At 60.0% G+C, this 25,678-nt stretch carries 24 protein-coding genes; 14 read left to right on the top strand and 10 right to left on the bottom strand.

What is annotated here, in order from left to right; translation table 11 throughout:
* Positions 1-66: 66 nt before the first annotated feature.
* Positions 67-942, bottom strand: a complete 876-nt coding sequence (locus tag CAL20_RS07010; RefSeq protein WP_094821487.1) for a LysR substrate-binding domain-containing protein — start codon at positions 940-942, stop codon at positions 67-69.
* Positions 943-1,155: 213 nt separating this feature from the next.
* Here CAL20_RS07010 and CAL20_RS07005 point away from each other — a divergent pair, with 213 nt between their 5' ends.
* From CAL20_RS07005 to CAL20_RS06995, 3 genes are all read left to right on the top strand, one after another.
* Entirely contained in the window at positions 1,156-2,850 is a 1,695-nt protein-coding gene (locus tag CAL20_RS07005; protein WP_094821488.1) for a thiamine pyrophosphate-binding protein, read from the top strand.
* 172 nt (positions 2,851-3,022) lie between these two features.
* Positions 3,023-4,216 carry an acyl-CoA dehydrogenase gene (locus tag CAL20_RS07000; RefSeq protein WP_094821489.1) on the top strand — a complete coding sequence of 398 codons (1,194 nt, stop codon included), beginning with the start codon at positions 3,023-3,025 and terminating at the stop codon, positions 4,214-4,216.
* Between the two features lie 271 nt (positions 4,217-4,487).
* Positions 4,488-4,826, top strand: coding sequence for a hypothetical protein (locus tag CAL20_RS06995; protein WP_094821490.1), 339 nt, complete (start codon positions 4,488-4,490; stop codon positions 4,824-4,826).
* A gap of 292 nt (positions 4,827-5,118) precedes the next feature.
* On the opposite strand, the gene CAL20_RS06990 is transcribed toward CAL20_RS06995, so the two are convergent.
* From CAL20_RS06990 to CAL20_RS06970, 5 genes are all read right to left on the bottom strand, one after another.
* Positions 5,119-5,562: a MaoC family dehydratase gene (locus CAL20_RS06990; RefSeq protein ID WP_094821491.1), complete on the bottom strand. Its 444-nt coding sequence runs from the start codon at positions 5,560-5,562 to the stop codon at positions 5,119-5,121.
* Positions 5,563-5,695: 133 nt separating this feature from the next.
* Positions 5,696-6,967: a benzoyl-CoA 2,3-epoxidase subunit BoxA gene (boxA, locus tag CAL20_RS06985; RefSeq protein ID WP_094821492.1), complete on the bottom strand. Its 1,272-nt coding sequence runs from the start codon at positions 6,965-6,967 to the stop codon at positions 5,696-5,698.
* A gap of 44 nt (positions 6,968-7,011) precedes the next feature.
* A complete protein-coding gene (gene boxB, locus CAL20_RS06980; protein WP_094821493.1) occupies positions 7,012-8,439 on the bottom strand; it encodes a benzoyl-CoA 2,3-epoxidase subunit BoxB in 1,428 nt (475 codons plus the stop codon).
* Between the two features lie 177 nt (positions 8,440-8,616).
* Positions 8,617-10,275, bottom strand: coding sequence for a 2,3-epoxybenzoyl-CoA dihydrolase (gene boxC / locus CAL20_RS06975; RefSeq protein ID WP_094821494.1), 1,659 nt, complete (start codon positions 10,273-10,275; stop codon positions 8,617-8,619).
* A 267-nt stretch (positions 10,276-10,542) separates the two neighbouring features.
* Positions 10,543-11,451: a helix-turn-helix transcriptional regulator gene (locus tag CAL20_RS06970; protein WP_094821495.1), complete on the bottom strand. Its 909-nt coding sequence runs from the start codon at positions 11,449-11,451 to the stop codon at positions 10,543-10,545.
* Between the two features lie 185 nt (positions 11,452-11,636).
* Between CAL20_RS06970 and CAL20_RS06965 the strand changes: the two genes are divergently transcribed.
* The 9 genes from CAL20_RS06965 to CAL20_RS06925 all read left to right on the top strand — a co-directional run bounded on the left by CAL20_RS06965 (position 11,637) and on the right by CAL20_RS06925 (position 20,467).
* Positions 11,637-12,107 carry a DUF4863 family protein gene (locus CAL20_RS06965; protein ID WP_094821496.1) on the top strand — a complete coding sequence of 157 codons (471 nt, stop codon included), beginning with the start codon at positions 11,637-11,639 and terminating at the stop codon, positions 12,105-12,107.
* Positions 12,108-12,193: 86 nt separating this feature from the next.
* Positions 12,194-13,768, top strand: a complete 1,575-nt coding sequence (locus tag CAL20_RS06960; RefSeq protein WP_094821497.1) for a benzoate-CoA ligase family protein — start codon at positions 12,194-12,196, stop codon at positions 13,766-13,768.
* Positions 13,765-14,613, top strand: coding sequence for an alpha/beta fold hydrolase (locus CAL20_RS06955; protein ID WP_094821498.1), 849 nt, complete (start codon positions 13,765-13,767; stop codon positions 14,611-14,613). Before CAL20_RS06960 ends, CAL20_RS06955 begins: the two co-directional genes overlap by 4 nt.
* A 40-nt stretch (positions 14,614-14,653) precedes the next feature.
* Positions 14,654-15,817, top strand: coding sequence for an ABC transporter substrate-binding protein (locus CAL20_RS06950; RefSeq protein ID WP_094822079.1), 1,164 nt, complete (start codon positions 14,654-14,656; stop codon positions 15,815-15,817).
* Between the two features lie 21 nt (positions 15,818-15,838).
* Positions 15,839-16,720: a branched-chain amino acid ABC transporter permease gene (locus CAL20_RS06945; protein WP_094821499.1), complete on the top strand. Its 882-nt coding sequence runs from the start codon at positions 15,839-15,841 to the stop codon at positions 16,718-16,720.
* A 14-nt stretch (positions 16,721-16,734) separates the two neighbouring features.
* Positions 16,735-17,898, top strand: coding sequence for a branched-chain amino acid ABC transporter permease (locus tag CAL20_RS06940; RefSeq protein WP_094821500.1), 1,164 nt, complete (start codon positions 16,735-16,737; stop codon positions 17,896-17,898).
* On the top strand, positions 17,891-18,649 hold the full coding sequence (locus CAL20_RS06935) for an ABC transporter ATP-binding protein (protein WP_094821501.1): 759 nt from the start codon (positions 17,891-17,893) through the stop codon (positions 18,647-18,649). The genes CAL20_RS06940 and CAL20_RS06935 overlap by 8 nt, the downstream gene beginning before the upstream one ends.
* A complete protein-coding gene (locus tag CAL20_RS06930; RefSeq protein WP_094821502.1) occupies positions 18,637-19,347 on the top strand; it encodes an ABC transporter ATP-binding protein in 711 nt (236 codons plus the stop codon). Before CAL20_RS06935 ends, CAL20_RS06930 begins: the two co-directional genes overlap by 13 nt.
* Before the next feature lie 106 nt (positions 19,348-19,453).
* The gene (locus tag CAL20_RS06925; RefSeq protein WP_094821503.1) at positions 19,454-20,467 is read left to right on the top strand and encodes a Bug family tripartite tricarboxylate transporter substrate binding protein; all 1,014 of its coding nucleotides are present in this window, start codon (positions 19,454-19,456) and stop codon (positions 20,465-20,467) included.
* Positions 20,468-20,625: 158 nt separating this feature from the next.
* Here CAL20_RS06925 and CAL20_RS06920 read toward each other — a convergent pair whose 3' ends face one another.
* Genes CAL20_RS06920 through purE form a run of 3 tightly spaced genes read right to left on the bottom strand, consistent with a single transcriptional unit; the run spans position 20,626 to position 23,495 of the window.
* A complete protein-coding gene (locus CAL20_RS06920) occupies positions 20,626-21,738 on the bottom strand; it encodes an L-threonylcarbamoyladenylate synthase (protein WP_094837531.1) in 1,113 nt (370 codons plus the stop codon).
* Between the two features lie 4 nt (positions 21,739-21,742).
* Complete coding sequence (locus CAL20_RS06915) at positions 21,743-22,936, bottom strand: 5-(carboxyamino)imidazole ribonucleotide synthase (protein WP_094837530.1); 1,194 nt, start codon at positions 22,934-22,936, stop codon at positions 21,743-21,745.
* Between the two features lie 37 nt (positions 22,937-22,973).
* A complete protein-coding gene (gene purE / locus CAL20_RS06910) occupies positions 22,974-23,495 on the bottom strand; it encodes a 5-(carboxyamino)imidazole ribonucleotide mutase (RefSeq protein WP_176456515.1) in 522 nt (173 codons plus the stop codon).
* A 389-nt stretch (positions 23,496-23,884) separates the two neighbouring features.
* Between purE and CAL20_RS06905 the strand changes: the two genes are divergently transcribed.
* On the top strand, positions 23,885-24,274 hold the full coding sequence (locus CAL20_RS06905; protein WP_094821504.1) for a type II toxin-antitoxin system RelE/ParE family toxin: 390 nt from the start codon (positions 23,885-23,887) through the stop codon (positions 24,272-24,274).
* A complete protein-coding gene (locus tag CAL20_RS06900; RefSeq protein ID WP_094821505.1) occupies positions 24,258-24,599 on the top strand; it encodes a helix-turn-helix domain-containing protein in 342 nt (113 codons plus the stop codon). The genes CAL20_RS06905 and CAL20_RS06900 overlap by 17 nt, the downstream gene beginning before the upstream one ends.
* Before the next feature lie 154 nt (positions 24,600-24,753).
* Here the strand turns inward: CAL20_RS06900 and CAL20_RS06895 are convergent, their stop codons facing one another.
* Complete coding sequence (locus tag CAL20_RS06895) at positions 24,754-25,635, bottom strand: phosphoribosylaminoimidazolesuccinocarboxamide synthase (protein ID WP_094837529.1); 882 nt, start codon at positions 25,633-25,635, stop codon at positions 24,754-24,756.
* Between the last annotated feature and the right edge of the window lie 43 nt (positions 25,636-25,678).

Genomic DNA, 25,678 nt, shown 5'->3' with positions numbered 1-25,678 from the left:
AGCGCGCCCTTTACACGACGAGCCCCGGCGTCTAAAGAACCCCGAACACCGCATTGCAAGCTCCCCTTAAGCCACCGACCGCAACCACCGCTCAAACGCCCTCAACGCCTCAGACCTCTCATCCCGCTGCGAATACCCAAAGTAATACCCCTGCCCCACCGTCAACACCTGCGGCACCGGCTGCACAAGCCTTCCCTCCTCCAACGCCGGAGAAGCCAGAAAATGCGGCACCAGCCCCACGCCTAAGCCGGCCTCCGCAGCCGCCAGCATCATGGTGAAAAGCTCGTAACGCGGCCCGCCCGCCGCTTGAGGCCCATAAGATTGACCATTAGCCCCATACCAGAGCCGCCAGGCATCCGGCCGGGAGCTCAAGTGCAGATGAGTCAACCCAGCCAGCCCGTCCTCTTCGCGACGCGGCAGATGCGGGGCGCAGACCGGCACCAGTTTCTTTTCCGGAAATAGCAGCACGCCTTGAGTCCCTGGCCAGAGACTGCTGGCGTGATACAGCGCCCCATCGAACGGCTGGTCCTTGAACTGAAATGGTAGCGTGCGCACCGACAAGCTCACGCTAATGTCGGGATACTGCTGTTGAAAGCCAGGCAAACGCGGAATCAGCCATGTCGTGGCCAACGTCGGCACCACCGCAATGTGAATGCTGCGCCCCATGCCGGTGCGGCTGACCAGGCCGAACGTGTCCTTTTCGATCTGATCCAGATGATGGCGAATGCGGCCGGCATATTCAGCGCCATGCTCTGTCAGCACAATACGCCGGCGCACGCGCGTAAATAGCTGCACACCCAGGCGAGCCTCCAGGCTGGCCACCTGACGATAGACCGCGCTATGCGTCAGCGCGAGCTCCTCCGCCGCTCGGGAAAAGCTCCCCAGCCGGGCCGATGCCTCGAAAGCCTGCAAGGCGCTCAGGTTCGGAATGCCATTACGCATAAAAGAAAAAATCTCCAACGCCACCCTGTGGGGCACTGCCATCTCGCGGGCGGCATCGCGTGCTGCTGCATCGCAAGGTTGAACACTACGTGCTGACAAGTCACTATATTGTGCAATTTTATCAATTGCACTGTGCAAGCGAGGAACATTATGCTCAATAGCTTGCTATCCGGCTGATTTTGCCTGCCCGCTTATTTAATTACCGGCTTACCTATGACTATCGCGACGACTCCCTCCCGTGCCCGCCTGGGCGGACATATCCTGGTCGATCAATTGGCCGCCCACGGCGTCAAACACGTTTTCTGTGTTCCCGGGGAAAGCTACCTGGCCGTGCTGGACGGCTTGCATGATGCCCAGATCGACGTCACGGTATGCCGCCAAGAGGGCGGCGCAGCCATGATGGCCGACGCGCACGGCAAGCTCACCGGCGAGCCCGGCATCTGCATGGTCACCCGCGGCCCCGGCGCCACCAACGCCATGGCCGGCGTGCACATTGCCAAACAAGATTCCACGCCGATGATCTTGTTTGTCGGCCAGATCGAGCGTGGCATGCGCGAGCGCGAAGCCTTTCAGGAAATGGACTATCGTGCCGTGTTCGGCACGCAAGCCAAATGGGTCACCGAAATCGATCAGGTCGAACGCATTCCTGAACTGATCTCACGCGCATTTCATATCGCCACCTCGGGTCGTCCGGGTCCGGTCGTGATCGCGCTGCCCGAGGACATGCTGACAGAAACCGCCACGGTGGACGACGCGCCGCATTACGAGGTCATCGAAAGCGCTCCGACCGCCGGTCAGCTGAGCGATCTGGAACAACTGCTGTCTCAGGCGCGGTCCCCCGTTGCCATCCTGGGAGGCACCCGCTGGAGCGCGGACGCTGTCGAGCAGTTCACCGCCTTTGCCGAACGCCTGTCGCTGCCCACCGCGGTGTCGTTCCGCCGCCAGATGCTGTTCCCCGCAGATCACCCCTGCTTTATCGGTGACGTGGGGTTGGGCATCAACCCGGCGCTGCTCAAACGCGTGGCCGACGCGGACCTGATTTTGCTGGTCGGCGGCCGGATGTCCGAAAACCCCAGTCAGGCCTATACCCTGCTCAACATCCCGGTGCCGGCCCAGAAACTGGTGCATGTGCATCCTGACAGCGCCGAACTGGGCCGCGTGTACCGCCCCACCCTGTCCATCAATACCTCGCCCGCCGCCTTTGCCCAGGCACTGGCTGGCGTCAAAGGCCCTGCGCAACCCGCCTGGGCTGCCGATACGGCGACTGCACGCCAGTCTTACCTGGCCTGGAGCGATCCCACCACAGTGCACACGCCAGGTCAGCTGCAGTTGGGCGAAGTCATGGCCTATCTGGAAAAAACGCTGCCTGCCGATGCCATCATGACCAACGGCGCCGGCAACTACGCCACCTGGCTGCATCGTTTCCACCGCTTTACCCGCTACGGTACGCAGCTGGCTCCGACGTCCGGATCCATGGGCTACGGCCTGCCGGCGGCCGTCGGCGCCAAACGCGTCCAACCCGAAAAGACCGTCGTGTGTTTTGCGGGGGATGGGTGCTTCATGATGCATGGCCAGGAATTCGCGACCGCCGTGCAATACAACCTGCCCATCCTCGTCTTGCTGATCGATAACGGCATGTACGGCACGATCCGCATGCACCAGGAGAAACACTATCCTGGCCGCATTTCCGCCACCCAATTGCAAAACCCCGACTTCGCCGCATACGCGCAAGCCTTTGGCGGCTATGGCGAGCGTGTCGAAACGACAGAACAGTTTGCGCCAGCATTTGAACGCGCCCTGGCCAGCGGCAAACCCGCCATCCTGCACTGCCTGATCGACCCACAGACCATCACCCCGTCGACCACGCTGGACAAGATCCGCGACGCCGCGCTGAAGGCGCAGCGATAAACCATGTGTCAACCCGTCAACCGGGTTGACACGCCGGCACCCCAAGATCATTTAGACTTAAAGTATTAATATCGATCCGGACTCTCGCAGCGACCTATCGCTGCGCAAACCGAATCAACGTATTAACCCGATATACGCATTCCCCGTATTTCGCTCTATACCGGAGACCCGCATGTCCTCGAATCCTTCTTTTCACTGGCAAGACCCGCTGTTGCTCGACCAGCAACTGACTGACGAAGAGCGCATGGTGCGCGATGCTGCTGCGGCTTATGCGCAAGACAAGCTGGCCCCGCGCGTGCTCAACGCATTCCGCAACGAACAGACTGATCCGAAGATCTTTTCCGAGATGGGCGAGCTGGGCCTGCTGGGCGCGACGATCCCCGTTGAATACGGTGGCGCCGGCCTGAACTACGTCAGCTATGGCCTGATCGCTCGCGAAGTCGAGCGCGTCGACTCGGGCTATCGTTCGATGATGAGCGTGCAATCGTCGCTGGTGATGGTGCCGATCAACGAGTTCGGCAGCGAAGCGCAAAAGAAAAAATACTTGCCCAAACTCGCCAGCGGCGAATGGATCGGCTGCTTTGGCCTGACGGAACCCAACCACGGTTCCGACCCCAACGGCATGGAAACCCGCGCCGTGCTGACCGGCGACCGCTACAAACTGACCGGCGGCAAGATGTGGATCACCAACTCGCCTATCGCTGATGTGTTCGTGGTGTGGGCCAAATGCGTGGGCGGTGAATTCGACGGCAAGATCCGCGGTTTCATCCTGGAAAAAGGCATGAAAGGCCTGTCCGCTCCGGCCATTCACGGCAAGGTCGGCCTGCGTGCCTCGATCACCGGTGAAATCGTGATGGACGAGGTCGATGTTCCGGCCGACCAGATGATGCCTGGCGTGTCTGGCCTGCGCGGCCCCTTCACCTGCCTGAACTCGGCTCGCTTTGGCATTGCCTGGGGTGCGCTGGGTGCAGCCGAGGCCTGCTGGCACACCGCTCGCCAATACACGCTGGACCGCAAACAGTTTGGCCGCCCCTTGGCTGCCAACCAGTTGATCCAGAAAAAACTGGCCGACATGCAAACCGAGATCACCCTGGGCCTGCAAGGCTGCCTGCGTTTGGGCCGCATGAAAGACGAGGGCACTGCTGCTGTCGAAATCACCTCGATCATGAAGCGCAACTCGTGCGGCAAGGCGCTGGATATCGCGCGCCTGGCTCGCGATATGTTGGGCGGCAACGGGATCTCTGACGAGTTCGGCGTGGCGCGTCATTTGGTCAACCTCGAGGTGGTTAACACCTACGAAGGTACGCACGACGTGCACGCTTTGATTCTGGGCCGCGCCCAGACGGGGATCCAGGCGTTCAGCTGATCTGTTCTTTTCGCCCTGTCGTTCTCTTTAGATTTCGCCTCAGTATCTTTGGATATTGAGGCGTTTTCTTTGGGCCGACATCGTTGGTTCCTTTGGCGCAGGCACGATTACGGAACAACGTCTTATTTTTTTCGGCAACCTATATTCGAAAGGTTATTGCCGCTACGCTCCTGGCTCCGAATTCGCTGCACATTGTTTAAGCGGTGCGGCGTCATAGCATCTGCAGATGCTTTGAGATTCGATTTTTCTCATATCAAGGTTTGGAGAAATAATGCGTGAACTCTGTTTTCATGAGATCTCGAGTGTCAGCGGCGCCTCCGGTGTCCATCTGGCAGCCATCGCTGTAGGCGCTGCGGCGAACACCCTGGGCCGTATCACTGGCGAGCTGATGACAGGCACACCGATGTCTTTGGCAAAATCCGTAGACACATACGGGTGGGCCATACCCCTCGCCACAGCAGCCGTCACGACTACCTTCCGTCCAGATAAACCCGCACAGGCCCATCTGAGGTACGCTGCCACCGCAGGTTTCGTCGTCGGTCTGGGCCACTATCTCGACGACAGCGGAACCGCGCCGACAAGGCGGCGTAGTGCCTCACATCGCAATTAGCGACCACGGCCCCACTTGCATCAAGATGGAGGCGAGTCCCCTCTGCGAGTCCCGGCCGCGTGCCCGAGGGGTGTGCCGGGCCGTAGAGCGCGGATTCAGCCTCGCGTAGCGAGGCCGAGCCCCCTGCTCGTGGGGCGAGTCCGTGCGATAGGCCCGGCGCGCCCCTCGGGCACGCGGCCGGGACGCCTAAATAGAGACGCCCAAGGCCAGCAAACGAAAGCCCCCGACGTCCCACAAAACCTGGCGCCCAACCCAAGCCAACACCATCCAGCATCGGCGAGAAAACCAAGCGCTAACCAACCTGCCCCAAGTCAAACAAGCTAGTCGCGTCCAACTCCAGCACCGCCTCATCGTGCTGATTCAAAATCGTCCAATTCCACGTAATGATCCCTAGATCATCGCGAGAAGTAGACCGCCTCACAGCTTGCACACGCGCATCCAACCGCAACGTATCCCCCGGCCGCACCGGCACTCGCCAACGGACTTCTCCCAGCCCGGGCGAACCAAACGATTCGGAATCATGCAACGCTGCCTCAACCGCCATACGCATCGCGAGCGCACAGGTATGCCAGCCACTGGCGATCAAACCACCCCAGCGCCCTTGAGCGGCCCGTTCCACATCCGTGTGAAACCATTGCGGATCATATTGGCGGGCAAATGTCAGGATCTCGGCCTCGGTGACCGTGACCGGACCACCATGGATCAACATGCCTTCCTTGAATTCTGCGAATTTCATTTTTTTGGCGTCTTCAGCAAAAACCGGCGCACCTGAGTACGCCGGTAGTTTGAGTACAAGACAGGCAGAGCGCCTACGCCAAATGACGCGATGCAGAGCACCCTACCTATGATGTGCTCCGAGCCCCTGCCAGCTAGTACGTCTCGAAATGCAGCCGCCCCTCGCGGCGCAACACATCATGCAGGATAGTCCAATCCTCGCCAGATTGCACGACCACATCGCGCAAAGCGTCCAAAACGCCGGTTTCCATCCCCTTTAGCCCGCAAACGTAAATACAGGTATTTGGGTCCTGCAACAACGTCAACACGTCGGCGGCGCGCTCGCGGATCAAGTCCTGGACGTAACGGCGCGGCTGTGCTGCATCGCGCGACAGGGCCAGGTTGATATCGATGAAATCGCGCGGAAGCTTCATCAAAGGCCCAAAGTACGGCAGCTCTCGTTGCGTACGAGCACCAAAGAACAACATCAGGCGGCCATTCGTGCCACGTGCGATCCGGCGCCGATAACGCTCTGTCATCGCACGCATGGGCGCCGATCCCGTTCCCGTGCAGATCATCATCAGATTGGCGTGTGCATGATTAGGCATTAAAAAGGTATTCCCAAACGGCCCGATGACTTGCACCGTATCGTTCCTGGCCAGGTCGCAGAGATAGTTGGAACATACGCCGCGTGCCGGCTGCCCTTGATGGTCCTCGGTGACACGCTTCACCGTCAGCGACAGATTGTTGTAGCCTGCGCGCTCGCCATCGCGTGGGCTGGCCAGCGAATATTGACGCGCGTGATGCGGACGGCCCTGCGCGTCGGTGCCGGGCGGCAATATCCCAATGGACTGGCCTTCCAACACGGGAAACGGCACATTGCCGAAATCCAGCACGATGTGATGGATATCACTGTCGGTATCCTCATCGGTCACGCGATAATTGCCGACGACCGTTGCGACAGCAGGCGTCTTGTGACCGTAGAGATTGACATAGGGATGCGCCGCGGACCAGGGAGGAATCGTTGCGCCCGAGGGAGAAAAAACGGGAGTGGGCGCGCTTGCGGAATCGGCATCTTCGCCGCCGTTGGACACCACGGAAACGATCTCTTCAGCATCGGATGCGGAATTCGCCGACACCGTATCGGGCAGCGCTTTTTCGCCTGGCAATTCGTCCCAGCCGAATTGCTCCTCGACACTATAGGCCTCGGTTTTCAGCACCAGCCGCCAATTGTCAATTGACCCCGTCGGACAAGGCGGCACGCAAGCCATGCAGCCATTGCAAATGGCGGGATCCACCACGTAGTTGGTGCCGTCATGCGTGATAGCGTCGATGGGGCAGGTTTCCTCACAGGTGTTGCAGCGTATGCAGATCTCGGGATCGATCAAGTGCTGCTTCAACACCTCGGGCGGCAAAGGTGCGTTCATCTTTTGCTCCGAGAGATCCCGGCATGAATGCCGGGCGTCGGGATTCAGTTAAAACGGACATACTCGAAGTTCACGGCCTGTCGATTCACGCCCATGACAGGCGGCGCAATCCAGTTGGCGAACTTGCCGGTCTCGACGACACGGCCCATCAGCGAGGCCACGAATGCGCGGTCTTCTGGCGTGGGCAGCCATTTGTGTTGATTGGCCTGCCATTGCGCCTCAGAGAGCACCTCGCCATCGGGCGCTACGCGGATGCCGGCCAGCGTGCCGATCTGACGGTTGAATGCTTTGTGAGGCACAGATAGACGATATGGCAATCCGCTTTTCTCGATGACCTTGTTCCAGCGTCCCACACCCGCCATGGAGTCCTTGATGAAATCATCACGCAGGACTTCATTCAGAGCGTTCAACATCGGCACTTCGGTTTCGCGCAGTTTGCCTCCATCGACCGTCAACACGCGATAGGTATCGTTCTTCAGTTGATGATCGTCCGTGCGCTTGCCTTCTTCGTAGCGGCCCTTCAGACCCGCGCTGTAAAAGATGGCGGCGTTCGAGGACTGATCCGCGCCGAACAAATCGATGGTGACGCTGTAGTGGAAATTCAGATAGCGCTGAATGGTAGGCAGGTCGATCACACCGGCGGCGCGTATCGTGGCGGGGTCATCAGTTTTCAGTTCGCGCATGACTTCGCAGGTGCGTTGAATGATGCGCGAGACGCCCGACTCGCCGACAAACATGTGATGGGCTTCTTCGGTCAGCATGAATTTGGTCGTGCGGGCCAAGGGATCAAAGCCCGATTCCGCCAACGCGCACAACTGGAATTTCCCATCGCGGTCGGTGAAATAGGTGAACATATAAAAGGCCAGCCAATCGGGCGTCTTTTCGTTGAACGCTCCCAGGATGCGCGGATTGTCTGCATCACCGGAACTGCGCTGCAGCAAGGCGTCGGCTTCTTCGCGGCCATCGCGGCCGAAATAGCGATGCAGCAGATACACCATCGCCCACAGATGGCGGCCCTCTTCGACGTTGATCTGAAATAGGTTGCGCAGGTCGTATTGCGACGGCGCGGTCATGCCCAGATGGCGTTGCTGCTCGATCGACGCCGGCTCGGTATCGCCCTGCGTCACGATGATGCGGCGCAGGTTGGCGCGGTGTTCGCCCGGCACGTCTTGCCAGACATCGCGGCCGAGGTTTTCACCAAAATGAATTTTGCGCTGGCCATCCTGCGGTGCGAGGAAAATGCCCCAACGATAGTCAGGCATCTTCACATGATCGAAATGCGCCCAGCCATCGGGCTCGACGCTGACTGCTGTGCGCAGGTATACGTCAAAACCATGCGACCCGTCCGGGCCCATGTCCTGCCACCATTGCAGGTAGTTGGGCTGCCAGTGTTCGAGTGCGCGTTGCAGCGCACGGTCGCTGGACAGGTTGACGTTGTTGGGGATTTTTTCACCGTAGTTGATGCCTGACATGTCTGCTCTCCAGGTCGGCGTAGTGATGCTGCCGAGTCGTTATAAGGGTGTTTTCGCATAGCCGGAAAACGTACCGGACCGTTACGCTGACTGTGTGCTCACGCCTGTCATTGGCGTGAACACGCAATCATTCGGCCGATCGGCGCGATCCCATGAACGGGCCAATGCCCGCTGCTGCTACACGCGGTTCCAATCGAACGTGGCTTGTTCGCCTTTGCCGTAAAGCTTCAGCGCGCCCTTTTCTCCCGCCGCATTGGGGCGATTGAAAATCCAGTTCTGCCAGGCAGTGAGACGACCGAATATGCGGGTCTCCATCGTTTCACGTCCGCCAAAGCGCAGGTTCGCTTCCAGCCCCGTCAATGCATCGGGAGACAAGGCGCGGCGTTCCTCGAGCGCGAGACGGACCTCGTCATCCCAATCAATGCTATCGGGCGCAAACGTCACCAGCCCCAGTTCCAAGGCACGTGTGGCAGGCAACAACTGCCCCCCTACTGCGCGCACGGCCTCGAGCGGCAGGGTTTCTTCGTAAAAGCGGCGCTGCAAGCGGCTTTGGCCGTTGACCAGCGGATACGCACCGAAATTACGTTCGCCCACAACGATCTGGGCAGGCACATCGGCATCCTCGTCATCCAGCATGTAGATGCGGTCGGCGGCCAAGGCCAATTCAAACAAGGTGCCGGCAAAGCACGAGCCCGGTTCGATCAATGCAAAGAGCGAGCGCGACGTCACGTCCAGACGCGCCAGAGTACGGCGCAGCATGCCCGCGGTTTCGCGCACGAACCAGTGGTCGGCATGCTGCTGCAAGGCGGCATCGGCAGCGAGCACCGAAGCAATATCGCCCTCGGTTTTCAGCACCCACGTACCCAGGTCGGGTTCATTGGTGCGCAGATTGAGAATCGCATCATCCAGCTCGCGAGCCATCTGTAGCGGCCACCAGGCAGCACCCGCGGCTACGATGGCCTCGATTTCCTGCTCGACAGACGCCTGCGGGCCGCGGATCGTCCAAGTGGCCAGGCGCTTTTCACGATCGTAGGCGACGTCCACGTATTGATAGGACAATCGGCTCGCCGTTTCGCTACGCGACAGCGGTGTCAGGGCGATGCCTTGCGCTTGCGCAGGACGGTCGCTAGCGGCGGCCAATTCGAGGGCACGCGCCTGTACCGCGTCCTGGAATTGCGCGGGTTTGACGACCTGATCGACCAGGCGCCAGTCCTTTGCACGCTGACCGCGCACGCCCTCGACCAGGGTGCAAAAAATGTCGGCATGATCGTGCCGCACCTTGCGTTTATCCGTCACGCGCGTCAGCCCCCCTGTGCCGGGCAGCACGCCTAGCAAAGGGACCTCGGGCAGGGCCACGGCCGAGGAACGGTCATCCACCAGGAAAATCTCGTCGCACGCCAAGGCCAACTCATACCCGCCCCCGGCGCAGGCGCCATTGAGCGCCGCGATGAATTTCAAGCCGCTATGCCGGCTGGAGTCTTCGATACCGTTGCGAGTTTCGTTGGTGAATTTGCAGAAATTCACTTTCCACGCATGAGACGACAAGCCCAGCATGAAGATGTTGGCGCCGGAACAGAAAATCCGGTCTTTCATGCTGGTGACCACGACGGTGCGCACCTCGGGGTGCTCGAAACGGATGCGCTGCAAGGCGTCGTGCAGTTCGATATCGACCCCGAGATCATAGGAATTGAGCTTGAGCTTGTAGCCTGGCCGCAGCCCGCCGTCCTCGGCCACATCCATGGCCAGAGTGGCCACCGCACCCTCGAAACTGAGTTTCCAGTGGCGGTATTGGGTGGGGTCTGTCTGAAAATCCACGCGGGATTCGGGGCTGCTCATGGTTCTGTCTCCTGAGGGGCCTGATAGGAATAATACTGCATCAGATGCATTAAAATGCAGATTAGTGCACAAAAAAAATCGCGTCAAGAGAAAGATGCACAAAAATGCAGCTTGGGGGTCCACCAGAGGATCCAGATAGACGCTAGCCGGGGTCGTCTCGACAGAAGACGGTGCGCACACCCCGAGCGGTCTTTCTTATCGTCTCGGGGCTAACAAGCAGTAAAAACGGCGTAATGGGCGCGCCCACCGAAGCGAGCATCGCGCGCCTTAAAGGGGCAACCCGCAAGCCTTGCGAACCTGCGCGCGCAGCCCTCCAAAGCTTTCTTGCAAACTCAGGCCGCTCGTCATCCAGGTCATGTCCGCCTTGGCATAAAAGGCCTCGCGCCCCGCCAGAATGCGTTTCAAATCCGCCATGGCCTCGCTGTTGCCAGACATGGGGCGGAAGTCGCCCTGCGCCATGACGCGCGACATATGTTCGTCCGGGGTGGCGCGCAGCCAGATGGTGTAGCAATGCGTCAGCAATAGGTTCAGAGTCGCCGGCTCGGACACCAGACCGCCAGGCGTGGCAAGCACCATTTCCGGATAAAGCTGTACGGCTTCCTCCAGCGCTCGCCGCTCATAGCGGCGATACGCGTTAGGGCCATAGAGATTGTGAATCTCAAGAATGCCGCAACCTGCAACGCGCTCGATTTCGCGGTTGAGTTCCACAAACGGATAACCCAGGTCGTCTGCCAGCATCGGCCCGAGCGTCGATTTGCCCGCGCCACGCAAGCCGATCAGCGCCACACGCTGAAAACGATTGGGGCGTTGCGCCCCGGCGCCCACGCCGAACAGCTGCGTGAGCGCCTCGCGGGCCCGCTGCAAATCGGATTCGGTACGACCGCTGAGCAACTCGCGGATCAACAACCAATCCGGCGACTCGGTAGTGACGTCGCCCACTAACTCTGCCAAGGCGCAATTAAACGCCTTGGCGATTTGCAGCAACACCAGGATCGACGCGTTACCGACACCGTGCTCTAGATTTGCCAGATGGCGCTCGGATACGCCGGTGACTTGCGACAAGCTTTTGCGCGTCATACCTCGGATGGCGCGCAGGCGCCGCACTCTCTCGCCCAGTGCGATCAAAAACGGCTCTCGGCGCAATTCCGAGGATTCCTTGTCTAGCGGGTGAACCATATTGATTGAGCTCCGAGGAAACCCTGATACCTGCAGTTTTATGCACTATAGTGCTTGACTTGATTAGTGTGAAGCACTATTTTTCCATTAATCCGGCTCGCAACCGGCACGCATGCCCGCCAAAAAAAGCAATTCATTGCATACGCTGCAGCCGAAGCGCCACAGTGTAAAGGACGAGACAAAGCATGAGTACGCCAGCTTCCTTCCACGATTTGATGCGCCGTATTACCTCTCCCATTGCAGGGCTGCCGCTGGACGACGCGCTGCAGGCCCGCTTGAATCAGGAGATGGGCCCGGACAGCGAGCTTTATCAGGCCGTCTTTGCCGCCTGTAAGCAGGGCGTCGCCGACGGCTGGATGTGCAGCCGGGAAGGCGGTGGCATCCGCTATGGCCGCGTGATCAAGCCCGATACGGAGCTGGACGGGTTCTCGGTGGATGTGGTGGACATGAACCGCCTGGCTGGCCCGCACCACGTCCATCCGCGAGGCGAGATCGATCTGATCATGCCGCTCGATGACAGCGCGAAATTCGATGGACATGGTGCCGGCTGGCTGGTCTATGGCCCGGGTAGCGCGCATCGGCCTACGGTCAGCGATGGGCAGGCGCTCGTCCTGTATCTGTTGCCCAATGGCGAGATTGAATTCACGGCGGCTTGATCGATCTGCGGCGCGCGGCCTGGATACATGCCGTGCAGGCGAAGCGACAACGTCAGAACTGCCCATAAAAAATACGGAGACGCCCCATGAACCCCTGCCCCACCGAATTGAATTTCGCCAGTCATCTGGCCGCATTGAATGCCCCCCGCGCTGCCAAACTGGCCTATATCGACGACTCGCGGCGCATTACCTATGGCGAATTGGCCGAGCGTGTCGCTCGATGTGCGGGCGCATTGCGGCAACTGGGATTGCGCCGCGAAGAGCGCGTGCTGCTCCTGATGCATGACAGCGTGGACTGGCCTGTCGCGTTTCTTGGAGCACTACACGCAGGCATCGTGCCGGTCGCGGTCAACACGCTGCTGACGCCTGAGGATTATGCCTACATTGCCAGCCACTGCCGTGCGCGCGCGGCATTGGTGTCGGGCGAGCTGCTGGGCACATTGCAGACCGCTTTAGGCAAAGGCCCGCACGAGATCGAACACATCATCGTATCCCGTCCCACAGGCGTGTTGCCGGCGGGCAGCCTGGATTTCGAGCAATGGCTGGCTGATGCGCCGCTTGCGCCTGCCGTACGCACCCTATCCGACGAAATTGCCTTCTGGCTGTACTCATCGGGATCGACCGGCAAGCCAAAAGGCGTGGTCCATACTCATGGCAATCTCTGGCACACGGTAGAGCTCTATGCCAAACCAGTATTGGGCATACGTGAAGACGATATCGTGTTTTCAGCAGCGAAGCTGTTTTTCGCCTATGGGCTGGGCAATGGGCTGAGCTTTCCGTTGGCTGTCGGCGCGACAGTGGTCGTCATGAGTGAACGCCCCACGCCCCAGGCAGTATTCAAGCGGCTGACCGAACATCGTCCCACCGTGTTTTACGGTGTGCCCACGCTCTACGCCAGTATGCTCGCCAGCCCTGACCTGCCGGCGCGTGAACAAGTCGCCTTACGCATCTGTACCTCTGCCGGCGAAGCCTTGCCGCGCGATATCGGCGAACGTTTTACGCGCCATTTCGGTTGCGAGATTTTGGATGGTATCGGCTCGACCGAAATGCTGCATATTTTCTTGTCCAATCAGCCGGGCAGTTTGCGCTATGGCACCACGGGCAAACCGGTACCGGGATATGAGGTGCAATTACGCGATGAGGACGGCCGGATCGTCGCCGCCAATACGATCGGCGATCTGTATATCAAAGGGCCCAGCACGGCGCTGATGTACTGGAACAACCGCGATAAAACGCGGCAGTGCTTTCAGGGAGAATGGCTGAAAAGCGGCGACAAGTATCTGTGCGATGCGGATGGCTATTACACCTATGCGGGCCGCAGCGACGACATGATCAAGGTCAGCGGCCAGTACGTCTCGCCGGTAGAAGTCGAGAACGTGCTGGTTCAACACGAAGCTGTGCTGGAGGCCGCAGTGATCGGCGTTCCGGATCACGACGGCCTGATCAAAACCAAGGCCTATGTGGTACTGCGCCCGGGCTTTCAACCCAACGCCGATACCGGTGAGGCGCTGCAGCAATATGTGAAGCAGCATCTGGCGCCGTTCAAATACCCAAGGCAAATCAACTTCACCGAGGACCTGCCCAAAACGGCGACAGGGAAAATACAACGATTCCGGTTGCGCCAATTGGAAAGCAGCGAGATTTCCCGGGGCATTGCATGAATACGGCCGCCACCCTCAAGGTCCTCGACACACCAGAAACGCAGACTGCCTGGGCGAATCTGAATGTGCAAGGACGCACAATACGCCTGGAATATCGCTGGCTGTCACCCAAACGGCAGGATGCGCCGTTGTTGATATTTCTGCACGAAGGCTTGGGCTCGGTCGCTATGTGGAAAGACTGGCCGCAACGCGTATGCGATGCGGCCGCGTGCCGTGGCCTGGTGTTTTCACGCTATGGCTACGGGCAATCCACGCCGCGCCCCCCGGCAGAAAAATGGCCCGTGACATTCATGCACGATCAGGCACGCGAAGTCCTGCCGGCACTATTGAAGGCGCTGCATATCGATGCCGACCGCGATCGTCCTATCTTGTTTGGCCACAGCGATGGCGGCTCGATTGCATTGCTCTATGCCGCCATGCATCCGCATGCCATCGCCGGCCTGGTCGTGGCAGCCCCTCACGTGTTCGTCGAAGACGTCACCATCGCCCATATCGAGCAAGCGCGCCAGGCATATTTACACACAGACTTGCCTACCAAACTGGCGCGCTATCACGCCGATGCAGACTCAGCATTCTGGGGATGGAACGATATCTGGCTGAATCCTGCCTTTCGCGCCTGGAATATTCAGGAATATTTGCCGCGGATCGAATGCCCCCTATTAGCGATACAGGGCCAGGACGATGAGTACGGCACGATGGCGCAGATTCACAGTATTCGCGAAGCGGCAGCACAGACACAATTACTGAAAATCCCTGATTGCCGTCATTCCCCGCATATAGACCAACCCGATGTGGTCATCAGGGCTGTCGCTGATTTCATCGGCGGCCTGAACAAGCACGGCTGAGCTCGCGAGCCTGCCAACAATAACCAGGAGACAAACCATGATGCATCGCGCCCTCAATCGTGCCCTGATTGCCAGTGCACTCGCGTTGACCACCAGCCATGTACTGGCCGCGGACAAGATCAAAGTGGGATTCATGCTGCCCTATAGCGGCACCTATGCCGCGCTGGGCACCGCCATTGAAAATGGATTCAAGCTCTATGTCGCCGAACAGGGCGGCAAGCTTGGCGGGCGAGAGTTGGAGTATTTCAAGGTCGATGACGAGTCCAATCCGGCCAAGGCATCTGAAAACGCCAACCGCCTGATCAAGCGAGACCAGGTCGATGTGGTGATCGGCACAGTGCATTCGGGTGTCGCCATGGCGTTGGCCAAAGCGGCCAAGAGCAGCGATACCACCCTGATCGTCACGAACGCCGGTGCTGATGCAATCACCGGCGCGATGTGCGGCCCTGGCATTTTCCGCACCTCGTTTTCGAACTGGCAACCTGGGTATGCCATGGGTCCGGTGGCAGCTGCCAAAGGCCACAAGAAGGCGGTGACGATCACCTGGAAATACGCCTCCGGCGAAGAACAAATGGCGGGATTTCGCGAGAGCTTTGAAAAAGCCGGCGGCACGATCGTCAAGGACCTGACGCTGCCTTTTCCCAATGTGGAGTTCCAATCGCTCTTGACGGAAATCGCATCGATCAAGCCCGACATGGTGTTTGCCTTTTTTGCCGGCGGCGGCGCGGTAAAGTTCGTCCAGGACTACCATGCGTCCGGCCTGCAGAAATCCATCCCGCTCTATGGCACAGGCTTTCTCACCGATGGCACGCTGCCCGCCCAGGGCGATGCCGCACAAGGCCTGCTCACCACGCTGCATTATGCCGATGGCCTGAACACGCCGCGCGACAATGCTTTCCGCGCGGCCTACGCCAAAGCCTATAACAACCTGCAACCCGATGTCTACGCGGTGCAGGGCTACGATGCCGCGCAACTCATGCAAAGCGGCTTGACCGCCGTACAGGGCGATATCTCGGATAAGGCCAAGTTCCGCGATGCCATACGCAGCGCCACGATAGACAGCCCGCGCGGCAAATTCACGCTGTCAGCAGCCGGCAATCCGGTGCAGGATTTCTATCTGCGTGAAGTCTCCGGCAAAGAAAACAAAGTCGTTGACGTCGCAGTCAAGCAGCTGGCCGATCCCGCGAAGGGTTGCAAGCTCTGACGACCGGGCGCGAATGCCATCATGGATACCAGCACCTTTCTCATCCAGTGTCTCAATGCCCTGCAGCACGGTCTGCTGCTGTTTCTGGTTGCCAGCGGCCTGACATTGATCTTTGGCATCATGGGTATCATCAATCTGGCGCATGGCAGTTTTTACATGATCGGCGCCTATATGGCATTCGCGCTGAATCCGCTGGTCGAGCGGTGGCTGGGCGGCGGCTTTGTCACCACGCTCGTGCTGTGCATCGTAGTAGCTATCGTGCTGGGCTATGTGTTGGAGGCGGCTTTTTTCAGCTATTTATATCGGCGCGACCACCTGCAGCAAGTCTTGATGACCTATGGGTTGATCCTGGTATTCGAGGAGATCCGCAGTCTGCTGGTAGGCAATGATGTGCATGGCGTGTCCGTACCCGTCTGGCTCGCCGGCAGCGTTCCCCTGGGCGACATTCTCACGTATCCCGTTTATCGATTGTTCATCTCGGCGATCGGCATCGGCGTAGCGATATTGCTTTACTGGGTCCTGACGCGCACGCGCCTGGGCATGATGGTGCGGGCAGGCGCCAGCAACCGGGAAATGATCGGTTCGCTCGGCATCGACATCAATCGTCTGTACCGCATCGTATTCGCGGCAGGTGTCGCGCTGGCGGCGTTGGCGGGCACGATTGCAGCCCCGGTGTCGTCGGTCTACCCCGGCATGGGCAATAGCGTGTTGATCATGTGCTTTGTCGTGGTGGTGATCGGCGGCATCGGCTCGATACGCGGGGCGTTTCTGGCGGCCATGCTGGTCGGGACAGTCGAGACCTTTGGCCAAGTGTTATTTCCATCGGCGGCCGGCATTCTGGTGTACGTGCTGATGGCCGTCATTCTCTTGTGCAAGCCCGAAGGGCTGTTCAAACAAGGTTGAACATGGGGCAACGGATGAACTATGCACGCAAACTGATCCCCATTGCGGTATTGCTCGCACTGGCTGCTTTTCCGCTGTCGGGTAATGACTACTACATCGGACTGGCGATCAAGATCATGATCTATGCGATCTTTGCGCTCAGCCTGCAATTGCTCGTAGGCGGTGCGGGATTGATCAGTCTGGGCCATGCGGCATTCTTTGGCATCGGCGCATATGCCGCAGCATTGTTGTCGCCGGAATCGGAGGCCGGCGGACTGTTGTGGCTGCTGGCGGCAGCGCTGGGCAGTGCGGCGATCTATGCATTGATCACGGGGGCTCTCGCGTTGCGCACGCGCGGGATCTATTTCATCATGGTGACCTTGGCCTTTTCGCAGATGGCCTATTACGTGTTTCACGACACGGATATCGGCGGCGGCAGCGACGGGATTTATCTGTATTTCCGCCCACAGATGTCATTGGCAGGCTGGATGCCTTTTGATCTCGAAAACCCAGGTGTCTATTACCTGTTTGTCCTCGTCTGTCTGGCATTGACGTGGGGCTTTCTGGCCATGCTCGGACGCTCGCCTTTCGGTGCGGCGCTCACGGGCATCCGCTTGAACGAACAACGCATGCGCGCCGCCGGTTATTCCACCTTTCCGTACAAGCTGACGGCTTATGTCATTGGCGCCACGTTGGCGGGACTGGCGGGGTTTCTCTATGCGTTGAAAGACGGCTTCGTAACCCCGGAACTCCTGACTTGGGAACAGTCTGGATTGGTTTTGCTGATGGTCATTCTGGGTGGCATGCATCGCCTCGGCGGCGCAGTGTTAGGCACTGTGACGCTGATCCTGTTGCAAGAGCTCTTTCAATCTCAAGCGCTGTTTGGCGATTATGCCAAGCATTGGCATCTGCCCTTGGGACTGACCATCATCGCGCTGGTCGCACTGTTGCCCAATGGCCTGGCAGGGCTGCCTGCTCAGTGGCGCGAGCGCCGTGAAACACGCCCCGGCACCTCAGCCGCCCCCCATTCCAGTGCGTCTACAGTCCCCTCGTCGGTGAGTGCCGGCACAGGTCCTCGCGCTGACGCCTCACGCTCTCGCACAGCAAGCTCTTCGTTTGCTATCGCCTCGCCAACAGGCACGTCGAACAACGCGGCTGCAGCTCAGTCCCTATCCATTCCTGGAGGCCCTCATGCCTGAGACCATGCTGGCCGCACGCGGCATCACGCGCCGTTTTGGCGGATTGGTCGCCGTCAATGAGGTGTCGTTGGATTTGCACCGTGGCACCGTACACGCCGTGATCGGAACCAATGGCGCAGGCAAGTCCACGCTCATCAATATTCTGTCCGGCGAATTGCCAGCCAGCGCGGGCCAGGTCTTGATGAATGGCGAGGACATTACCGCCTGGCCACAACCTCAGCGGGCGCGCCAAGGCCTGGGCCGCAGCTATCAGCGCTCAACGATTTTTCCCGCGCTCAGCGCATTCGAGAACTGCAGGCTCGCGGCGCAAGCTGGCAATCCGCGGTTCTGGCACTGGTGGCGGCGAGCCGATGGCTGCGCGCGCAGCCGCGAACTCGCCCACCATGCGCTGCAACGCACAGGTCTGGCCGACCATGCCGGGACCGCTGCAGGCCTGCTGCCGCATGGCCACAAACGCCAATTGGAAATCGCCATGTGCCTGGCCGGCGAACCTCAAGTCCTGTTGCTGGACGAGCCGCTGGCAGGCATGGGTCCAGAGGAAACCGAACGCATCCTCGCATTACTGCAAAGCCTGAAGACCGACCACGCGATTTTGCTCGTGGAACACGACATGGATGCGGTATTCGGCAACGCCGACCGTATCACCGTGATGGTCAACGGCTGCGTCATCGCCAGCGGTAGCCCCACAGAGATTCGGGCCAATGCGCAAGTCCAGGACGCCTATCTGGGAGACGGCTCATGCACGCACTGATCGACGCGAGCGGCCTGCATAGTTACTACGGTGCCAGCCACGTGCTGCGCGGTGTCGATCTGCATATCAATGCGGGCGAATCCGTCGGCCTGGTTGGACGTAACGGCATGGGCAAGACCACCCTCATTCGCACCCTGATGGGGCACGTACGCAGCCGGCAGGGGCAATTCGCGGTGGCCGGCCGCGACTGCACCCGTGCGCAGCCGCACGCGATTGCGCGGCTAGGTCTGGCTTATGTGCCGGAGGGCCGCGGTGTGTTCGCGAATCTCAGCGTGCGCGAAAACCTGCTTGTCGCGGCGCGCCCCGGCACGCGGGGACAAACGGACTGGACCTATGACCGCGTACTCGCCACGTTTCCGCGCCTGGCCGAACGCCTGCATCACGGCGGCCAGCAATTGTCTGGCGGAGAACAGCAGATGCTGGCCATCGGCCGCGCCTTGACCACGAACCCCGATCTGCTGATCTTGGACGAAGCCACAGAAGGACTGGCGCCGCTGATTGTGGCCGAAATCTGGAAGATCGTTGCCGCGATTCGCGCCACGGGCATGTCGACATTGATCGTCGATCGCAACTACCGGGCCGTACTGGCGCACACCGATCGATGTCTGGTCATGGAAAAAGGCCGTATCGTGTATCAGGGCGCCAGCCCCGCCCTGGCGTCGCAGCCCGAACAGTTGGCGCGCTATCTGGGCGTGTGAGCCACTCAGGGGAAACCCCGGTCGTGCGCGCGCGACTTTCCAGGCACTCTGTGCAGGGTCCACGATCCATAACACTTAGACCAACCTCACTGGCGGAGACAAGCTTATGGCATTTCATTTTTCCCGCAGCGGCAGTAAACGGCCGGTGCGCCGCGCCCTCCTGACGACGCTGCTCTCGGTGATCTTCGCCGGCACCGCCTGGCAGAGCCATCCGGTCCAGGCCGCGGATGCCTGGCCCAACAAGCAGATCAAAGTCATCGTGCCGTATACCCCGGGCGGCGCTACCGATACCGTCACGCGCATCGTGATGGAAAAACTCTCGTCGCGACTGGGCCAGGCCATCATCATCGAGAACCGGCCGGGCGCCAACAGTACGCTAGGCTCTGCCATCGCCGCGAAAGCCGAGCCCGATGGCTATACCTTTTTGAGCATTCTGCCGGCTTACGTCATCAACACCCATCTGTACGAGCTCACGTTTTCCCCCAAGCAGCTCGAACCCGTCGTCCACATGGCCGACCTGCCGCTATTCCTGTTTGTCAGCAAGGATTTGCCGGTCAAAACACTGGCCGAGCTGATTGAATACGGACGCGCCCATCCCGACACGTTGACCTATGCGTCCAGCGGCACGGGATCCAGCGCGCATCTGACAGGGGCGGATTTTGCCCTGCAATCCAAGGTCAAAATGACACATGTCGCCTACAAGGGCAGCGCGCCGATCTTGACCGATCTGCTGGCCGGCCGCGTGTCCATGGTGTTCGACCCGATTCTCGTCCCCATGCAGTACGTGAAACAGGACAAGCTCAAGGTGCTGGCGTTCACCGGGAAAAAACGCTGGCCCACCGAGCCCGATGTGCCCACCATGGAAGAAGCAGGCATCCCCGGTTTCGTGACGGGATCTTGGGCGGGACTATTGGCGCCGACCGGCACGCCGCAACCCATTATTGCTCGCATGGCCAAGGAGATCAGCGAGATTGTCCACGAGCCTGACGTGACGCAGAAATTCCTGGATGCGGGCTTTTTACCGACTGGCAGCACGCCAGCGGCTTTTGCGGAACTGATGCGGACCGATTCGGAGCGCTACGCGAAAATCATTAAAGAAGCCCATATCACCGTGAACTGAAGTCGGCGCGGAGCAAAGTGAAGGTCGTTGTGCAGCGTTGCCGGCAAGCGTAGCAGCAGTTGCTGCTATCGGAGAGCTGATGACGGAGAAGGCCGGTCATCGGGGTGGCAAGGGGTTGCAAACATCAGCGAATGATTGCGCCCCGCCTGCCTGCAGCATCACGTTTCAGACAGATCTGTCGTATCCAGCGAAAATGCTGCCGCAGCACGGCCGATGCGATCATTGACGGCGCGCCATGAGGCATCCTGCGGCGGCGTCTGCACCAAAATACGGGCATAACGGCCGCTATCGAGTTCGCGCAACATGGCGTAGAGGGATTGCGCGTAGCTGGCGGGATCGTTGGCCACGGTATGCCAGATGATGCGATCGTCCAACGCCTGGGGGGCAGTATCGAACGCGACAACGGCGACCTGGCCAGCGGGTAGCGCCTGGCCATTCGCCACCTCGGCCAGACGTTGCAGCGTGACCAGTTCCAGCGGAGTATGCGGGGCGTAATGCGCTTTTAACGTGCCGGACGCACGTGGCGCAGCGGCATCGGGCATGCCGACCGGCTCGCCAAGCACGGCCTCGATCTGCGCGGGCGTAATGTGCCCGGGACGCAGCAAGACCGGCCCTGCGCCCTGCGCCAATCGGGACAGATCCAGAATCGTAGACTCGATACCCACCTCGGATGGTCCACCATCCAGGACCGGCATGCCCTGGGCCACCTCTGCCGGAAATTCGCTGCGCACATGATTCGCATGCGTGGGCGACACCTGACCGAATTTATTGGCCGATGGCGCCGCCACCCCACCCTGTCCATTGGGCTTGCCGGCGGCAAAAGCGCTCAGCAAGGCCTGTGCGACCGGATGCGAGGGGCAACGCAGCCCGATGCTGTCCTGCCCGCCACTGACGACCTCGCCGCGCTCGGCCACACGCGGCAGGATCAGCGTCAACGGACCGGGCCAAAAGGCCTCGATCAAACGTTGGGCCTGCGGGGGAATCTCGCGAGCCCAATAGTGCAGATCCGCGCCAGGCGCGACGTGCACGATCACGGGATGATTGGAGGGACGTCCCTTCGCGGCATAAATGCGTGCGACGGCATGGGGATTTTCCGCGTCGGCGCCCAAGCCATAAACCGTTTCCGTGGGGAACGCGACCAGTTCGCCCGCCAACAGCCGATCTGCTGCGCGCGAAATCGATACCTCGTCGACAGAACTACCGCTGCCCGCACCGCGGCCGACATTGGCACCAGCAGGCACCTCGGACGAAAAAGACGATCGCGTCGACATGATGTTATTCGGGCGCAGCCATGCCCAGCGCAGCGGCAACGCGCGCGGCATCGGCACGCGCTTGATCCAGGGTCGCGGCGACTACGGTCACGTGACCCATTTTGCGGCCCCGGCGGGCTTCGTGTTTGCCGTACAGATGCAGTTTGGCGGATGGCACGGCCAGCGCAGCCGACCAGTTGGGCTCACGGGGCGTCGTCGCGCCAGGCTCGAACCAGATATCGCCCAGGATATTCAACATGACAGCGGGCGCCAGCAAGGCAGTGCTGCCCAGGGGCAAACCCGCCATGACGCGAGCTTGCTGTTCGAATTGGCTGCTGACACACGCATCGATGGTGTAGTGGCCGCTGTTGTGCGGACGCGGTGCGATTTCGTTGACGATCAGACTGCCGTCGGTCAATACGAAAAACTCGACGCACAACACGCCGTGATAACCGAGCCCCTGCGCGATGGCACGCGCAGCCTCGGTAGCCTTGGCTTGCCGTTGAGCATGTGCGGGATCGCTATCCGTAGCCGCCACTGTCGATACGGCCAGAATCCCATCGCGATGCAGATTACGCGCGACCGGGAATACGACATCCGCGCCGTCAAAACCGCGCGCCAGAACGACGGAAATTTCGTAGTCCAGCGGCATCAATGCTTCAAGTACACACGGCACACCGTCGAACTCGGCAAAAGCGGCCTGAGCCTCGGCACGCGAGGCCACGCGTGCCTGGCCTTTGCCGTCGTAACCCAAGCGGGCGACTTTCAGGATGCCCGGAAACAGCATATCGGGCGCATCAAGCAAATCCTGTTGTGTGCGGATCGCAGCATGCGGCGCGACAGGAATGCCCTGCGAGGCGATGAAGGTTTTTTCGGCAATGCGATCCTGCACAATGGCCACGGCATCGCCTGTGGGACTGACGCGGCATTGCGCTGCAGCCAATGCGCGCAGGCTGTCTGCAGGCACGTTTTCGAACTCGGTCGTCACTGCACGGCAGCTGCGAGCCAGTTCGGCCAAACCGTCCGCGTCGTCATAGGCCGCTCGAATATGACGATCTGCCACCACGGCAGCAGGACCCTCGGCGTCTGGGTCCAGTACGACGACCCGGTAACCCAGGCTTTGTGCAGCGTGGCAGAACATCCGGCCCAATTGGCCGCCGCCCAGCATACCCAGCCAGCCGCCAGGTGCAATCGTGAAAGAATCAGTAGAGGAAGTCATACGCATGAGCGGCCCGCCACGCGGGCTCTTGGCAAGTTCAGGGCTGCGGGGGAACGATCATGTTGCGTGCCGCCTCGGTCTGGCGGGCACGGAATGCCGTCAGTTGGCGGTGCAAGGCGTCGTCGGTCGTGGCCAAGGTGGCGATCACGTGCAAGGCGGCGTTCGCGGCGCCGGCCTCGCCAATGGCAAAGGTCGCGACCGGCACGCCCTTGGGCATTTGCACGATGGACAAGAGGGAATCCTCGCCGCGCAAGTAGCGCGATGGGACAGGGACGCCGAACACGGGAACCTCGGTCAGCGCAGCCATCATGCCAGGCAGATGGGCAGCGCCCCCTGCCCCGGCAATAATGCCGCGCAGGCCGCGGGAACGCGCCGCCGCGCCATATTCCGCCATGTCCTGCGGCATGCGATGCGCCGAGATGACGCGCGCCTCATACGGCACGCAAAATGCCTCCAGCATGTCTACGGCGTTTTTCATGATGTCCCAATCACTGGAAGAACCCATGATCACGCCCACCACAGGGGTAGCCGGCGCAGAGGCAGAAGAAGTCGTCGTCATAGCTAGATCGCAAGGCAAGAAGGCGCCGCGCCAGGGCGCGACGAGCGGGAAACCGGGTATTTTACCCGGCCTTTGCCTGCGGACTGCCCAGGGCAGCCTGGAGCCCTAGGCGGTAACGTCAAATCGACGCCAACACGCATGCCGTCATGCATCGGTTTGAACAGGCAACGCTGGAGTCGCCAGTTTCCGCCTCTCACTGTCTTCGCAAGATCGAACAGCGCTTGGTCTGACATTTGTCCAAATACTGACACAAGCTCAACTCCGATAATCAGTCGAAGTAGGATTCAGCCTCACGAAATCCAAGGCAGTCGATATGCACACCGTAATTGATAGCAAAAATATGGCCTTGAATACATATGGATTTTAAACCATAATAACTCATATGAAAAATGAACTGGACTGTACTTTTTCATGATGCTTTCGATGCCGAGCTTCAAGAGCTGCCCGAAAGTTTGCAGGACGAATTGTTAGCCCATGCCAAATTATTGAGCGAATTTGGACCAAATCTAGGCAGACCTACTGTCGATAGCCTGAAAGGCTCCAAGCATGCGAATCTGAAGGAACTACGGTTTGGGTGGGAGAGTGGTGTCTGGCGCGTTGCCTTCGCCTTTGACCCCAAGCGGCGGGCCATCTTGCTAGTGAGCGGTGACAAAGGCGGTGTGGACCAGAAACGGTTTTACAAACGGCTAATAGCAGTTGCCGACGAGCGTTTAGATGAACACTTGGCAACGCTCGCGGCGCAAAAGGAAAAGGAGCGCAAACATGACCAAAAAACTTGATGATGTGATGGCGTCTCTGCCTGCCCAACGGCGCGCCAAGATCGAGCAACGTGCCCAGGAACTTGCCTCCCTCAAAGACCTGCGCCAGGCCGTTGAAAAGACTCAGATTGACCTGGCTAAAGCCCTGAATGTCGGACAAGACACGATTTCTCGGCTTGAACAGCGCAGCGACATGCTGCTCTCAACGCTGCGGCGTTATATAGAAGGCATGGGCGGCAAGCTCGAACTCGTCGCAAAGTTTCCGAACCGTCCCCCCGTGGTCATCGATCACTTGGCCGCAGGCAAGCCCGCAGCAGCGCGTACTACGGGCCGCAGCACGAACTGAGCGCACGAGAGCCTAAGCTCTCGTCAAGGCGGGGTACCATGCCAAGCCTCACTGTTCAACGCTACAGAGGGGTATCAAACCGCCAAAAACAGAGCCTCGTATTCAGCGATAACCCTGCCCTGTGGCGCTATAGCAGCGCCACAGGCGGCCGACATTACACCATCAGGCGATCCAGCGCCTCGCAGTATTTCGCGGCGGTTTTTTCCAGGACTTCTTGGGGCAGGCGCGGGGCCGGCGGGGTTTTGTCCCAGGTCTGGGTTTCCAGCCAGTCGCGCACGAATTGCTTGTCGAACGACGGGGGGCTGATGCCCTCGCGATAGCCGTCGGCGGGCCAGAAACGCGACGAATCGGGCGTCAAGACCTCGTCCATCAGGTACAGCTGGCCGTCGTCGTCCAAGCCGAATTCGAATTTGGTGTCGGCAATGATGATGCCCTTGGTCGCGGCAAAAGCGGACGCCTCGGCGTACAAACGCAGGGTCACGTCACGAATACGCTCGGCCATTTCCTGGCCGACTTCGTTCACCACATGGGAGAAATCGACGTTTTCGTCGTGCGTGCCGAACTCGGCTTTGGCCGCGGGCGTGAAAATCGGCTCGGGCAGCTTGCTGGCCTGGTTCAGGCCTGCTGGCAGCTTGATCCCGCACACAGAGCCGGTAGCTTGGTAGTCTTTCCAGCCCGATCCGATCAAATAGCCGCGCGCTACGGCCTCGACCAGGATGGGTTTCAGGCGCTTGACGACGACGGCGCGGCCACGCACCTGGTCCAGTTCGTCAGGGGCAACCACGTCCTCGGGTTTCACGCCCGTGGAATGGTTCGGCAGAATGTGCGCGAGCTTGCTCAGCCAAAACTCCGTCAGCTCGGTCAGGACCTGGCCTTTGCCGGGAATGGGGTCGTCGAGAATGACATCGAACGCGGAAATGCGGTCGGACGCGACGATCAACAGTTTGTCGTCACCCACGGCGTACATGTCGCGGACCTTGCCGCGACCCAGTAGCGGCAGAGATTTGATGCTGGATTGGTGCAGAGCGGAAGTCACGGATCGGCCTATCGCAAAAGAAGCATAGATTACTGCAAATGCA

This window comes from Bordetella genomosp. 4, assembly GCF_002261185.1.
In the GTDB taxonomy this organism is placed as follows: domain Bacteria; phylum Pseudomonadota; class Gammaproteobacteria; order Burkholderiales; family Burkholderiaceae_B; genus Bordetella_A.
This window is presented reverse-complemented; position numbering and strand designations above follow the sequence as displayed.